The organism is Lysobacter sp. CCNWLW3 (genome assembly GCF_036697405.1).
Lineage (GTDB): Bacteria > Pseudomonadota > Gammaproteobacteria > Xanthomonadales > Xanthomonadaceae > Lysobacter.
Window position 1 is genome coordinate 1 of record NZ_JBAHWA010000028.1, and the last position, 12,739, is coordinate 12,739.

The 12,739-nt window shown below is 71.2% G+C and carries 14 protein-coding genes; 5 read left to right on the plus strand and 9 right to left on the minus strand.

What is annotated here, in order from left to right; genetic code table 11:
• Positions 1–386: 386 nt before the first annotated feature.
• The 4 genes from V1318_RS21195 to V1318_RS21210 all read right to left on the minus strand — a co-directional run bounded on the left by V1318_RS21195 (position 387) and on the right by V1318_RS21210 (position 3,565).
• Positions 387–1,613, minus strand: coding sequence for an endonuclease/exonuclease/phosphatase family protein (locus V1318_RS21195; protein WP_332941789.1), 1,227 nt, complete (start codon positions 1,611–1,613; stop codon positions 387–389).
• 113 nt (positions 1,614–1,726) lie between these two features.
• On the minus strand, positions 1,727–2,149 hold the full coding sequence (locus tag V1318_RS21200) for a hypothetical protein (protein ID WP_332941760.1): 423 nt from the start codon (positions 2,147–2,149) through the stop codon (positions 1,727–1,729).
• A gap of 225 nt (positions 2,150–2,374) precedes the next feature.
• A complete protein-coding gene (locus tag V1318_RS21205) occupies positions 2,375–2,704 on the minus strand; it encodes a hypothetical protein (RefSeq protein ID WP_332941761.1) in 330 nt (109 codons plus the stop codon).
• 117 nt (positions 2,705–2,821) lie between these two features.
• Positions 2,822–3,565, minus strand: coding sequence for an arginyltransferase (locus V1318_RS21210; RefSeq protein WP_332941762.1), 744 nt, complete (start codon positions 3,563–3,565; stop codon positions 2,822–2,824).
• A 139-nt stretch (positions 3,566–3,704) separates the two neighbouring features.
• On the opposite strand from V1318_RS21210, the gene V1318_RS21215 reads away from it, so the two are divergent.
• On the plus strand, positions 3,705–4,358 hold the full coding sequence (locus tag V1318_RS21215) for a calcium-binding protein (RefSeq protein ID WP_332941763.1): 654 nt from the start codon (positions 3,705–3,707) through the stop codon (positions 4,356–4,358).
• 130 nt (positions 4,359–4,488) lie between these two features.
• Here the strand turns inward: V1318_RS21215 and V1318_RS21220 are convergent, their stop codons facing one another.
• The 5 genes from V1318_RS21220 to V1318_RS21240 form a co-directional block, all read right to left on the minus strand.
• On the minus strand, positions 4,489–5,637 hold the full coding sequence (locus V1318_RS21220; RefSeq protein ID WP_332941764.1) for a sigma-70 family RNA polymerase sigma factor: 1,149 nt from the start codon (positions 5,635–5,637) through the stop codon (positions 4,489–4,491).
• A gap of 8 nt (positions 5,638–5,645) precedes the next feature.
• A complete protein-coding gene (locus V1318_RS21225; protein ID WP_332941765.1) occupies positions 5,646–5,825 on the minus strand; it encodes a hypothetical protein in 180 nt (59 codons plus the stop codon).
• Positions 5,826–6,104: 279 nt separating this feature from the next.
• A complete protein-coding gene (locus V1318_RS21230) occupies positions 6,105–6,941 on the minus strand; it encodes a hypothetical protein (RefSeq protein WP_332941766.1) in 837 nt (278 codons plus the stop codon).
• Between the two features lies 1 nt (position 6,942).
• Entirely contained in the window at positions 6,943–7,842 is a 900-nt protein-coding gene (gene tesB / locus V1318_RS21235) for an acyl-CoA thioesterase II (RefSeq protein ID WP_332941767.1), read from the minus strand.
• Positions 7,843–7,912: 70 nt separating this feature from the next.
• Complete coding sequence (locus tag V1318_RS21240) at positions 7,913–8,500, minus strand: N-acetylmuramoyl-L-alanine amidase (RefSeq protein ID WP_332941768.1); 588 nt, start codon at positions 8,498–8,500, stop codon at positions 7,913–7,915.
• A 41-nt stretch (positions 8,501–8,541) separates the two neighbouring features.
• On the opposite strand from V1318_RS21240, the gene V1318_RS21245 reads away from it, so the two are divergent.
• From V1318_RS21245 to V1318_RS21260, 4 genes are all read left to right on the plus strand, one after another.
• Complete coding sequence (locus V1318_RS21245) at positions 8,542–9,042, plus strand: MOSC domain-containing protein (RefSeq protein ID WP_332941769.1); 501 nt, start codon at positions 8,542–8,544, stop codon at positions 9,040–9,042.
• A 62-nt stretch (positions 9,043–9,104) separates the two neighbouring features.
• Positions 9,105–9,635, plus strand: coding sequence for an alpha/beta family hydrolase (locus V1318_RS21250; RefSeq protein WP_332941770.1), 531 nt, complete (start codon positions 9,105–9,107; stop codon positions 9,633–9,635).
• A 97-nt stretch (positions 9,636–9,732) separates the two neighbouring features.
• Positions 9,733–11,934, plus strand: a complete 2,202-nt coding sequence (rlmKL, locus tag V1318_RS21255; protein WP_332941790.1) for a bifunctional 23S rRNA (guanine(2069)-N(7))-methyltransferase RlmK/23S rRNA (guanine(2445)-N(2))-methyltransferase RlmL — start codon at positions 9,733–9,735, stop codon at positions 11,932–11,934.
• 11 nt (positions 11,935–11,945) lie between these two features.
• A complete protein-coding gene (locus tag V1318_RS21260) occupies positions 11,946–12,533 on the plus strand; it encodes a hypothetical protein (protein ID WP_332941771.1) in 588 nt (195 codons plus the stop codon).
• Positions 12,534–12,739: the final 206 nt, after the last annotated feature.

Consider the following 12,739-nt stretch of genomic DNA (forward strand, 5'->3'; position numbering starts at 1 on the left):
GAATGGACATCCTTGTCCATTCGAAAAACGGCGCGCGTCCTGCGCGCCGCCCTTCGGGTCTACGGTTGATCGGCGAGAGCGTTGCAGTGGATTCCAATGCCGGCGCAACAGCAACAGCAACAGCAACAGCAACAGCAACAGCAACAGCGGCAGCGGCAGCGGCAACGAGCCGGCTCCTTCGGCGTTAGGCTACGGACCGTGTTGAATCAGCGTTGTGAGCGTCGCTGCGAGTACGACTGATCGTGGATGCGTGCCAGAGCGCACTGTCGCAACTCTTCACTGGTTCCCCGTTTCTAGTTCCCGGTTATTCCTAGGATGCAGCGAGCCGCAAGCCAACCGCGCCGCCACACAGAAAGCAACGGTAGCGACATCGCAGCCAAGCCCCTTTACGGTTCGCCGAAGTCGATCCACACCAGGTGATGGTCGCTGCCGTCGGCGATGGTGGCGTCGGCGTTCTCGCGGACTGGCCAGAACACGCCGGTGTCTCGCACCGGCAGGCCGCGCGAGGGCAGCACGTAGTCCAGGCGCAGGGTGCCGGACTTCGGGCCGAAATCGCCGGTGTGGGCGGCGGTGTCGCCCTTGCGCGGGAAACCGTAGTCGGCCGCGCGTTGCGGCGCGCCGGCGCTGCGTGGTACGTGGCTGGCGTCGACGCGCGGGTGCTCGAGCAATTGCGCGATCGCGCCGCGCGCGCCGTCGCCGTCGACGGGGTCGGCGTTCATGTCGCCCAGGATCACGAAGGCGGCGTCGGCGGCCAGGCCGCCGCAGCGGCCGCGGTCGTCGCACAGCCAGGGCTTGGCGCCCGGCGACAGGTATTCGGCCCACAGGCGCAGCTCGTCGTGGTTGCGCGCGCCGTTGCGGTCCTCGGCACCGTCGAACACGGGCGGGGTCGGATGCGAGGCCAGGACGTGGATCGTGCCCTGCGGCGTGCGCACCGGCACGTCCCAATGCGACTTGGACGACAGCCGCAGCTGCGCCCAGATCGCCGGCGGATACCAGGCCGCGCCGCTGGCGGGATCGCGCGGTTGGCGCGCGCCTGGCAGCGCGCTCCACTTCAGCAGCTGGAAGCTGCGCGCCTGCGCGCTGTCGATCGGATAACGCGACAGCAGCAGCATGCCGTACTGGCCAGGGTGCAGGCCGTAGCCCCAGGCGTCGTTGCCGCGCGCGCGGCCGTCGCCGCCGACGCGGCCGTCGTGGTCCAGGTCCAGGCCGCTGGGCACGCCGGTGTTGACCGGCGCGAAATAGCGATACGGGTAGCGCAGCGGTTCGCCGCCGTGCTGGGCGACCTCCAGATAGCGCTGCTGGAACAGGTCGGCGGCGCGGCCCTGGGCGTCGTAATCGAACTCGTTGAGCAGGACCAGGTCCGGGCGCACGCGCTGCAGTACCGCCGCGATCTTGCGCGCGCCGGCGTCGTCGCCTTCCAGCCGGCGTATCAGGCCGCCGTCGGCATCGTCGTAGAGCGAGGTGTTGTAGGTGGCGATACGCAATCCGGCGGTCTCGCTCATGGCCGCGGCTCCGGCCGCTTTGGGATCGCCGTGGACCTGGACGCGCACGCAGCCGGCGGCGAGGACGGCGAGCAGGGCGAGGGGGAGCAGTGCTGAGAGTCGGTTGCGCATGGCGTGCATGATCGCATGCGTGCGTGCGCGGCCGATGACAATCGAAGGCAACCGGTGCCGCAACGAAAACGCCCCGGCGGACCGGGGCGTCGGACAACGTTTCGCGTTTTAGCTTACAGCGCGCAGCCGTAGGCGCCCAGCGCGGTCTTCATCTGATCCAGCGCGGTCTTGCAGGTGCTGGCCAGCGCGGCCTTGGAAGCCGGATTGGCGGCGGCCTGCTTCCACGCGGTACGGCTGCTGTCCAGGCCGGTCTGGAACATGGCGCGCTGATCGGCCGGGACCTTGTCGGCCAGGCAGCTGTTGACCTTGGTCAGATAGTCGTCGCACTCCGGGATGCCGACGCTGTCGGCGGCCGCGACGGGAGCCGGCGCGGTGTCGGCCGGAACCGAGGTGGCGGTGGGCGCGGCCGGGTCAGCGGCCGGCGCGTCGGTCGAGGCCGCCGGTGCGGCGGTATCGGCCGGCTTGTCGGCCGGCTTGGTGCAGGCGGCCAGCGCCAGGGTGATGGCGGCGGCCAGGATCAGAGCAGTGTGCTTCATCAAATATCCCCGTAATGGATGGTAGGCGGCGGCTCCATGCCGAACACAGTGCCGACTCGGTCGTGCGAAGACGACGGGCCACTAGGTACACGAGTCGGCGCATCGCTGTGTTAGCACCTCGTAAAACCGGGTCGTGCCGATGCGTCCGCGGAGGTGGCGCGGAGCGGGTCGAAAGGGCTTGCCTGCGGGCTCGGACCGGCGTCGCGGGCGACGCCGGCGCGGGCTTCACATCGCGCAGCCGTAGCGCGCGTATTCGTCCTTGGCCTGTTCCTCGGCGATCGCGCAGGCCTGCGGCAGCGCGGCGCGATCGCTGGGATTGGCCAGCGCTTCCTTCCAGGTCGCGTATTCGGCGGACACGTTGGCGCGCAACTGCGTGCGCTGCGCTTCGGGCACTTTTTCGTTGATGCAGGCGGCGACCTTGGCCAGGTAGTCGTCGCATTGCACGACGCCGATCGCGTCGTCGACCTTGCCGCCGCTGCCGCTGGCGGACGAGCAGGCGGCGAGCGACAGGCAGGCGGCCGCGATGGCGGCCAGGGACCAGGCAGAAGAGTTCATGGCGATGGCTACACAGAGGGTTCGTGGGGCGCGGGATCCGTCGCCGCGTCGCGCATCCGGTCGGCGTCGCGGTGCGCGCGCCGAATCCGAAATCCCTGCCTATGTAAAGGAACGCGGTTACAGCTTGATGAAGTCGCGGATGCTCAGATCGCGCCACTCGTGGCCGTCGAAGCCTTCCAGCGGACGGAAGCGGCGCTTGTAGTCCATCTTCGGATGGCCGGCGATCCAGTAGCCCAGGTACAGGTGCTCGCGCCGTTCGCGCTTGGCCCATTCGAGCTGGCGCAGGATCGCCAGCGTGCCCAGGCCGCGCTCGACCAGGTCGGGTTCGTAGAAGGTGTAGACCGCCGACAGCGCGGTCTCGACCACGTCGGTGACCGCCACCGCGATCAGGCGGCGCTGCTCGCGCAATTCCAGGAAACGGCCTTCGCTCCAACTGCCGATCAGGAACTGATCGAACTCGGCCGCGCCGTGGCCGTCCATGCCGCCGCCGGCGTGGCGCGCGGCCAGGTAACGGCGGTACAGGGCCAGGTGTTCTTCGTTGCGTTCGGCCGGACGCACGCGCATCTCGACTTCGGCGTTGCGGGCCAGGCAGCGGCGCTGGCTGCGGTCGGGGCGGAAGCGGTCGACCGGAATGCGCACCGCCACGCAGGCGCGGCAACCGGCGCAGTGCGGGCGGTAGACGATGTCGCCGGAGCGGCGGAAGCCCCAGCCCAGCGCGTGCGGATACCAGGCACGCAGGCGCGGATCGCGCGGGTCCAGCACCAGGTCGCGGGCGACGCGCTCCGGCCAATAGCCGCAGGCGTGCTCGCCGGTGTGGAACAGGCGCAGGTCCTCGCTGTCCGGCTGCGGTTGGGTGCCCATGGGAGCAGCATAGCGCCGTCCTCGGGCGCTGGCGCTAGCGCTTCGTTCACGTTCCCGCGGCGGCCGTGTCAACCGCCCGCCGGCCCGGGCGTTGACCACTGCATCGGCGCCGCCCGGCGCCCCCTGCAGGAGCCACCGCATGAAACGTTCCACCTTGCTGGTCGCCGCGCTGGCGGCCGCTGTCGCCGGCGCAGCCCTCGCCGCGCCGCAGGGCGAGGGCGCGGACCGTCCGCAACGTCCCTCCCTGGACCGCAACAACGACGGCGCGATCGACCGTAACGAAGCCGCGGCCATGCCGCGCCTGGCCGAGAAGTTCGACGCCCTCGACAAGAACGGCGACGGCCGCCTCAGCGCCGACGAGCGCCCCTCGCACCGCGGTCGCGGCGGCAAGGGCGGTCGCGACGGTCACGGCGGCCGCGGCGGCCATCACGGCGGCATGGGCGGGCTGATCGCCGCCGACGCCGACGGCGACGGCCGCATCAGCCAGACCGAGGCGGCCAAGCTGCCGAAGCTGGGCGGGAAGTTCGCCCAGATCGACGCCAACCGCGACGGCTACGTGGTGCGCAGCGAGCTGCGCAGCTACCACGAGCGCGAACGCCCGCAGCGCGAGGCCGAGCGCGCCAAGCGCTTCGACCAGCACTTCGCCGAAGCCGACCTCAATCACGACGGCAAGCTCAGCAAGATCGAGGTCGGCGAGAAGATGCCGCGCCTGGCCAAGGCCTTCGCCTTCATGGACGAGGACCGCGACGGTTTTCTGACCCGCGACGACCTGCGGCATACGCCGCGCCGCTGAGCCTTGGCCGGATGCGTCACCGTTTTACGTAGCACCCAGCAGCAGTGACGAGTGGAAGGATTGCCCCTCCAGATTCCCGTGCCGCGTCCCGCGGCACGGGTTTTTTTTCGCCGCTCGCGCCGGCGGCGCTTCAGAGCCGGCCGGACTGGATCAGGCCCGCGATCAGTCCGCCCACGCCGCAGCCCACCCCGATGACGATGCCGATCCAGGCCTGGATGCGCTCGCAGCGCCGCCGGCGCGCGGCCGCGCCCGGATCGCGCGCGGCCTCCAGGGCGTGCCGGCGGCGCAGGATGCGCGGCTGCACCACCACGGTCTGCCACAGGATCACCACGATGAAGCCCAGGGTGGTCAGGCTGGGCAGCCACCAGCTGCCGGCGCCGCTGTGCGCGATCGCCAGCAGCGCGACCACGAACGCGATCGAGACCAGGCCGCAGATCACCGCGCTGCGCACCAGCGCGTAGCGCTCGGCGTCGTCGATCGCGCCCTTGAGCTGCTTGCGCAGCCCCAGGTAGATGCCCGCGAACGCCGCCACCATGGCGATGCCGATGCTGCCGGCCGCGCCCAGCACGACCTGGCCCAGGGTCTTGGCGCCGGCCGCGGCGCCGGCGGTGAGCAGGCCGGCCGCGGCCGCCGGCGGGCTGGCCACGGTCAGCGCGGTCGCGACCATGCTGGTGAAGGCGATCGAGGGCGCGCTGTCGATCGCGAAACGGCCGAAGCGCGCCAGCATGTCCTCGCGGATGCTGGCGCGCGCGCGCGACAGGCGCTTGCGCACCGCCGCGTCGCTGAGGCCGAGCAGGGATGCGACCTGCTGCGAACTCTGGCCTTCGCGGTAGTACAGCAGCAGCACTTCGCGGCTGTCGTCGGGCAGGGCCGAGATCAGTTCGGCGGCCATGGCCTGGCGTTCGTCGTCCAGCAACTGTTCGCAGGGATTGGGCTGCGGGTCGGCCGCGGCTTCGATCGCGGCCTCGACGTCGTCGACGCCGCGCGGGGCGCGGCGCTGGCTGCGCAGGTGGTCGCGGGCGAGGTTGCGGGTGATCTGGCGCAGCCAGGGCAGGAAGCTGGACGGGCTCTGCAGCCGGCGCAGGTTCTGCCAGGCGCTGAGGAAGGCCTCCTGGGCGATGTCCTCGCTGGCCGGCACGTCGCGCACGATCGCCAGCGCGATCGCGGTCACTGAGTTCTGGCAGGCGGCGACGATGCGCGAATACGCGGCGCGGTCGCCGGCGGCCGCGGCGGGCAGGTCGGCGTCGATGGCGCTGATCAGGGTGTCGGCCGCGGTCATGGTCGTGCTCAACGCAGGCAGCTCAGGCAGGTGGGCAGGTCGGCGCCACCGGGCAGGATGGCGCCGCCGTCGCTCGAGGCGCCCAGGATAACCAGCGCGGCGCCGATCGCGGCCAGGCCCAAGGGCCCCAGCGCCTCGACGGCGGCGAGCAGGGCGGTACAGGGGACGGAGTGAGTAGTGGGCGGCATGGCGGCTCCTGGCTGGGGTGCCTGGACCGGGACGCGTGGAGGCGGCGGATGTGACTGGGGAGCGGCTCAGAGGCTCGCGGAGCCTAAGAGCAAATCCCCCTCAATCCCCCTTTTCCAAAGGGGGAGGTGCTACGTGGGCGATCGGGTTAAACGCGCCTCCGAGTTCTTGCCGTTCCCTCTCGGAAGTCGGAAAGCGAAGCGGAGACAGCCGGCTCCCGCAGACCTCGCTATTCCCCCCCCTTTGAAAAAAGGCGGGGTAGGGGGATTTGCTTTTGGCCCTTACATCGCCACGTGCTTGATCGTCCGCACCACCTGCCAGCGTCCGTCCACCGACTTCACTTCCAGCGTCTTGTACGAGGCCGACATGCGGTGGTGGTAGGCCTCGTACTCGATCTTGCCGGACTCGCGGGTCTGCGGGCGGAAGGCCTTGACGTCGACCAGCAGCGCCGGGTGCCCGGACGCGCGATGCACGCTGCCCTGCTCCTCGTCGGGGATGCGCACGCATTCCGACAGCGGCGCCACCCGGCGGCCGCGCAGCTGCGCCTGCATCGCGTCGATCATGGCCTTGGACACGTCCTTGCCGTCGATCGACAGGCACAGGGTGTCGATCGGCGCGGCCTTGCGCAGCTCCTGCACGAACACCGCCGCCGCCAGCGGTTGCGGGATCGCCGCGACCGAGCCGTCGAGCGGGTGCTTGGCCAATGCGGCTTCGGCCGGGTCTTCGCCCAGCGAGTGCACGATCGCCATCGCCAGCACCACCACGATCACGCCGATCAGGCCGAGCTTGATCCGGAACGCGCGCCGCTGCGCCGGGCTGCGGCCGGGCGCGACCTGTTCGGGCGCGCGGAAACTGATCGCCGAATAGCCTTCGCCGCCGCGGGTGGAATCGATCAGGCCGGCCGCGCGCAGGATCTCGCGCGCGCGCACCTGGTCCTCGGACTTCACCACCCACACCGCTGGTTTGGGCGAGTCGTTGTCGCTGTAGCTGAAACCGCTGCGGCGGTTGCCCTTGTAGGAGCGGTTGTGGGTGACCCGCACTTCGATATCGGCCTCGCGCAGCATCTGCGCGACCGACTCGACGTTTTCCAGGCGCGCGCTGGAGAAGACCTGTCTCATTTCAGTCCTTCGAGGGTACGTGCGCGGCCGCCGCGGCGTCCTGGACGACGCGGATCAGGCCTTCCTGGGCGGTGCTCGCGACCAGGTGGCCGTGGCGGTCGTAGATCTGCCCGCGCGCCAGGCCGCGTCCGCCCTGGGCGCTGGGGCTGTCGATCGAGTACAGCAGCCAGTCGTCGGCGCGGAACGGGCGGTGGAACCACAGCGCGTGGTCCAGCGAGGCCATCTGCACGTTGGGCTGGTAGTAGCTGATCCCGTGCGGGAAGGTCGCGGTGCCGAGCAGGTGGAAGTCCGAGGCGTAGGCCAGCAGCGCGCGGTGCAGCTCCGGCGCGTCGCCGACCTGTTCGCTCAGGCGGAACCAGACCTGCTGATAGGGCGGGCGCTTGGGCGGGTTGAGTTCGTCGCGCGGATAGACGTGGCGGAATTCGAACGGGCCCTGCCGCGACAGCCAGCGCTGGACCTTGGTCGGCAGGGTCGCCATCACCTCCGCCGGCACCGCCGGCGCGGGCGCGATGTCCTCGGGCTTGGGCACTTCCGGCATCGACAGCTGGTGCTCGCCGCCGTCCTCGTCCTTCTGGAACGAGGCCGCCAGGAAGAAGATCGGCTGGCCGTGCTGGATCGCGGTCACCCGCCGCACCGAAAAGCTGCCGCCGTCGCGGGTGCGGTCGGCCTGGTAGACGATCGGCGCCTCGATGTCGCCGGCCTTGAGGAAGTAGGCATGCAGCGAATGCGCGCTGCGCGGCGCTTCCAGGGTCGCCTGCGCCGCCGACAGGGCCTGGCCCAGGACCTGGCCGCCGAACACGTACTTGGTGCCGATGTCGCGGCTCTGGCCGCGGAACAGGTTGTCTTCCAGCCGCTCCAGCGACAGCAGTTCGATCAGTTCGGAGACGGGCGATGAGGTCATGGGGCGGGCGCGGCCGGGTCGGTACGGTCCGGAAGTATACGGCGCGCCCCGTAAGGCCCTGGAGGGCGCGCTATTCCGCCTTGGGCGAGGACTCGGGCCGCAGACGTTGCAGCCCGCAGGCCGCCAGCACCTGCGCCCAGGGGAAGCGCGGGCCCGGGTCCAGCTTGCGCTGCACCTGCACGGAGGGATCGTCGCTGGCCTCGACCCGGGTGGTGTCCAGGTCCTCGTGGCCGGCGATGTAGCGCAGCGCGGGCAGTTGCGCGCGCAATTCGGCCAACAGGGCGATCAGGGCCTGGATCTGGGCCGGGGTGTAGGCCTCGTTCATGGCCTGATGGCGAGAGTCGAGCCAATGCGGGTAGCGGCCGGTGTTGACCAGTTCGATCCCGACCGAGCGCGGGTTGTAGCCGCGGGTGTGGTGGGCGATGCGCAGCGGCTCGACGTAGCGGTGCAGGCTGCCGTCGCGGTCGATGTAGTAGTGGCCGCTGTTGCCGGTGCCCGAGCCCGGGTAGAGCACGCGCTCGCCGTACTCGCGCGCGGTCGCCAGGTCCGGCAGTTCGGTGCAGTGGATCACCACCAGGTCCACCGCCGCGGCCGCGCGCATTTCCAGCAGGGCCTCGTAGGGCAGGGCTTCCACACGCAGGGTCGAAAGGGACGGCATGGGGGCGGATGCTAACATTCGCCTTCGCACCGGAGCCCGCCATGTCCCTGCCGCCCGCCGACTCCGCCCTAGGACGTCTGATGGCCCACCTGCCGCGCCCCGGCCGGGTGGAGTGGATCGGCTTGCGTCCGCAGCGCGATGTGCCGATGGAATCGGTCGAGGAGGCGCTGGCGCAGGCCGGGATCGGCCTGGTCGGCGACCGTTACGCCGGCGGCAGCGGCAAGCGCGGCGTGACCCTGATCCAGGCCGAACACCTGCCCGCGATCGCCGCGCTGTCCGGCCGCGATGCGCTGGAGCCGGCGCTGCTGCGCCGTAACGTGGTGGTGTCCGGGCTGCCGCTGGTGGCGCTCAAGGGCCGCCGCTTCCGCCTCGGCGAAGCGCTGCTGGAAGGCACCGAGGACTGCGACCCCTGCTCGCGCATGGAAGACGCGCTCGGCCCGGGCGGCTACAACGCGATGCGCGGCCATGGCGGCCTGTGCGCGCGCATCCTCGAAGGCGGACGCATCCGGCGCGGCGACGCCCTGATCGTGCTGGCCGACTGACACCGCCGCGCCGTGCGACCGCTGCCGTCCCGGCCCCTCACCGCTACGAATCCCCGACACGCATGAGCACGCGCGGACACTGCATCCTTTCCCATGGCTTCGAAAGCGGCCCCGACGCCACCAAGGTCGCGGCTCTGGCCGACGTCGCGCAGCGCCTGGGCTGGAGCCACGAGCGCCCGGACTACACCGACCTGGACGCGCGCCGCGAGATCAGCGAGCTCGGCGACGTGCCGCAGCGGCTGCAGCGCCTGCTCGCGCTGGCCCAGGCCGCCGCGCAGCGCGGCCCGCTGGTGCTGGCCGGTTCCAGCCTCGGCGCCTACATCTCCGGCCTGATCTCGCTGCAGGTGCCGGTGGCCGGCCTGTTCCTGATGGCGCCGCCGGTGCGGATGGGGCCGGCGCCGCGCCTGGAAGCCGCGCGCGTGCCGACCACGATCCTGCACGGTTGGGACGACGAACTGATCCCCGCGCAGGAAGTGGTCGAGTGGGCCTGGTCGCGCCGCGCGCGCCTGCTGCTGGTCGACGACGGCCACCGCCTGGCGGCGCACGTCGAGACCAGTGCGCAGGCGTTCGCGCAATTGCTGCAACGCCTGTGACGGCCGCGCCGCCGCCACACGCGCCCTTGACCGTGCCTGCGGATACTGCGTGGTCGTCATCCCCTTCGTTGTCCGTCATGCCCACCAGGAAGTCTTCGTGAAGTTCTACGTCAGTTGCGGCAAGGGTCTGGAATATCTGCTGGCCGACGAACTGGTCGCGCTGGGCTGCGCGCGCGCGACCGCCGCGCTGGCCGGCGCCAACGCCGAAGGCGAACTGCGCGACGCCCAGCGCGCGGTGCTGTGGTCGCGCCTGGCCAGCCGCGTGCTGTGGCCGATCGCCGAGTTCGACTGCCCCGACGAGCACGCGCTGTACGCCGGCGTGGCCGCGATCGACTGGCCGCAGCATCTGGACGCCACCCACACCCTGGCCGTGGACGCGCATGTCTCGGGCACCGCGATCACCCATGCGCGCTACGCCGCGCAGCGGGTCAAGGACGCGGTGGTCGACGTGATGCGCGCGCGCACCGGCGCGCGTCCGGACGTGGACGTGGACGCGCCGGACCTGCGCCTGAACCTGGTGATCCGCAAGAACCGCGCGATCGTCTCGATCGACCTCGGCGGCGGCTCGCTGCACCGCCGCGGCTGGCGTTTGAAGCAGGGCGAGGCGCCGCTGAAGGAAAACCTCGCCGCCGCGGTGCTGATGCGCGGCGGTTGGCCGCGCGTGTACGCCGAAGGCGGCGGCCTGATCGACCCGATGTGCGGCAGCGGCACCCTGCTGATCGAGGGCGCGCTGATGGCCGCCGACGTCGCCCCCGGTTTGCTGCGCCACGACGGCCTGGCGCCGACGCGCTGGCGCGGCTTCGACCGCGCGGCCTGGCAGGAACTGTGCGATCAGGCGCGCCTGCGCGAGGACGCGGGCCGCGCCGCCTTGCGGCCGGTGTTCCAGGGCAGCGATCTGGACCCGCACGCGATCCGCGCCGCGCGCGACAACGAGGTCATGGCCGGCCTGGCCGGCGTGATCCGCTGGCAGGTCGCCGCGGTGGAGCAGCTGCAGGATCTGCCCGCGCCGGCGGCCGCCGCACAGGCCGAGGGCGAGGCCGTCGCCGCGACCGGTCTGGCGGTGTGCAATCCGCCCTACGACGCGCGCCTGGCCGCCGATCCGGCCCTGTACCGCGCGCTGGGCAACACCCTCAAGCGCCTGGCGCCGCAATGGCGCGCCAGCCTGCTGTGCGGCGACGCCGAGCTGGCCCAGGCCACCGGCCTGCGCGCGAACAAGAAGTACCAGCTGTTCAACGGCGCGATCGAATGCACCCTGATCGTCTGCGACCCGATCGCGCCGCGCGCGCGCGCCGACGCGGGCGAGGACGCCGCGCCGCCGGCGCTGTCCGACGGCGCCCAGATGGTGGCCAACCGCCTGCGCAAAAACCTGCACAAGCTCAAGCGTTGGCGCGAGCGCGAAGCGGTCGGCTGCTACCGCGCCTACGACGCCGACCTGTCCGAGTACGCGGCCGCGATCGACGTCTACGCCAGCGACGAGCCCGAGCCGCAGCTGCACCTGCACGTGCAGGAATACGCCGCGCCGGCGACGATCCCCGAAGCCGACCAGCGCCGCCGCCTCAACGAACTGCTGGCGGCCGCACGCGAGGTTTTCGCGGTGCCGCGCGAACGCATCGCCCTCAAGACCCGGAAGCGCGGCAAGGGCGGCAGCAAATATTCCGATATAAGAGCAGGCCGCTTCGACCAGCGCGGCGAAGTCCTGGTGGTGCGCGAGGGCGCGGCCAAGCTGCGCGTGAACCTGCACGATTACCTCGACACCGGCCTGTTCCTCGATCATCGGCCGATGCGCCTGCGCATCGCCGAAGAGGCGCGCGGCCGGCGCTTCCTCAACCTGTTCGGCTACACCGGCGCGGCGACCGTGCACGCGGCGGTCGGCGGCGCCGTGCAGACCACCACTGTCGATCTGTCGGCGACCTACCTGCAGTGGTGCGCCGACAACCTGCGCGAGAACGGCATCGGCGGCGCCGACCACCGCCTGGTCCAGGCCGACGCGGTGGCCTGGCTGGAAGCCGATCGCGGCCGTTACGACCTGATCTTCTGCGACCCGCCGACCTTCTCCAATTCCGCGCGCGCCGACGACTTCGACATCCAGCGCGAGCACGTGCGCCTGCTGCGCGCCGCGGTCGCGCGCCTGGCCGACAACGGCGTGCTGTATTTCTCCAACAACTTCCGCCGCTTCCGGCTCGACCAGGAAGCGGTCGCCGGCTTCGCCGACTGCCGCGAGATCAGCGCCGAGACCATCCCGCCCGACTTCGCCCGCGACGCGCGCATCCACCGCTGCTGGCGGCTGCAGCCGCTGTGAAGGACGAAGCGATGAAAGCGCGCAAGCCCGGTGCCTGGACCTTCTTCCGCCAATGGTTGAAGAACCCGCTGCGCACCGCCGCGGTCGCGCCCTCCGGCCCGGAACTGGCCGCGGCGATGATCGCCGAGCTGCCCGACGACGCGCGCCGGGTGATCGAGCTGGGCGGCGGCACCGGCGCGATCACGCGCGCCCTGCTCGACGCCGGCATCGCCGACCGCGACCTGCTGGTGCTGGAGCTCAACGAGGAGCTGCACGCGCATCTGCACCTGCGCTTCCCCTTGGTGCAGGTGCTGTTGGGCGACGCGCGCTCGCTGCCCGCGCTGGCGCGCGCCAACGGTTATCTCGACCAGGGGCCGGCGGACGCGGTCGTCTCCGGCCTGGGCCTGTTGACCATGCCGCCGCAGTTGCAGCGCGGCCTGCTGGGCGCGGCGTTCGAGTGTCTGCGTGCGGACGGCAGCTTCGTGCAGTTCACCTACGGGCCGGCGGCGCCGGTGGCCGATTCGGTGATGCGCGAGTTGGGTTTGCACGTGCGGCGCGGGGAGTTCGTGTTGCGCAACGTGCCGCCGGCGACGGTGTACGTGTACACGCGCACGCCGTAGGCCTGTCCAGCCCCCTGTGGGAGCGGCGTGAGCCGCGATCGCGCATTCCAGCCACGTCGCTGGTTCCGAACGGGCTGGCTTTCTGTGGGAGCGTCGTCCTACGGGGATTTCCTTCGGCCATAAGCCGCGATCGCGAACTTCGGCTACGGCGTTGGCCGGGCGCGTCGGGAGATTCGCCGTTGCTTTTGCTCTGCATGGCTGGCACG

Bases quoted from the DNA above. Each gene is read 5' to 3' on its own strand.
- V1318_RS21195 (WP_332941789.1), bottom strand. From the start codon at position 1,613: ATGCGCAACCGACTCTCAGCACTGCTCCCCCTCGCCCTGCTCGCCGTC.
- V1318_RS21200 (WP_332941760.1), bottom strand. From the start codon at position 2,149: ATGAAGCACACTGCTCTGATCCTGGCCGCCGCCATCACCCTGGCGCTG.
- V1318_RS21230 (WP_332941766.1), bottom strand. From the start codon at position 6,941: ATGAGACAGGTCTTCTCCAGCGCGCGCCTGGAAAACGTCGAGTCGGTC.
- tesB (WP_332941767.1), bottom strand. From the start codon at position 7,842: ATGACCTCATCGCCCGTCTCCGAACTGATCGAACTGCTGTCGCTGGAG.
- V1318_RS21215 (WP_332941763.1), top strand. From the start codon at position 3,705: ATGAAACGTTCCACCTTGCTGGTCGCCGCGCTGGCGGCCGCTGTCGCC.
- V1318_RS21245 (WP_332941769.1), top strand. From the start codon at position 8,542: ATGTCCCTGCCGCCCGCCGACTCCGCCCTAGGACGTCTGATGGCCCAC.
- V1318_RS21210 (WP_332941762.1), bottom strand. From the start codon at position 3,565: ATGGGCACCCAACCGCAGCCGGACAGCGAGGACCTGCGCCTGTTCCAC.
- V1318_RS21225 (WP_332941765.1), bottom strand. From the start codon at position 5,825: ATGCCGCCCACTACTCACTCCGTCCCCTGTACCGCCCTGCTCGCCGCC.
- V1318_RS21240 (WP_332941768.1), bottom strand. From the start codon at position 8,500: ATGCCGTCCCTTTCGACCCTGCGTGTGGAAGCCCTGCCCTACGAGGCC.
- V1318_RS21260 (WP_332941771.1), top strand. From the start codon at position 11,946: ATGAAAGCGCGCAAGCCCGGTGCCTGGACCTTCTTCCGCCAATGGTTG.
- V1318_RS21205 (WP_332941761.1), bottom strand. From the start codon at position 2,704: ATGAACTCTTCTGCCTGGTCCCTGGCCGCCATCGCGGCCGCCTGCCTG.
- V1318_RS21220 (WP_332941764.1), bottom strand. From the start codon at position 5,637: ATGACCGCGGCCGACACCCTGATCAGCGCCATCGACGCCGACCTGCCC.
- V1318_RS21250 (WP_332941770.1), top strand. From the start codon at position 9,105: ATGAGCACGCGCGGACACTGCATCCTTTCCCATGGCTTCGAAAGCGGC.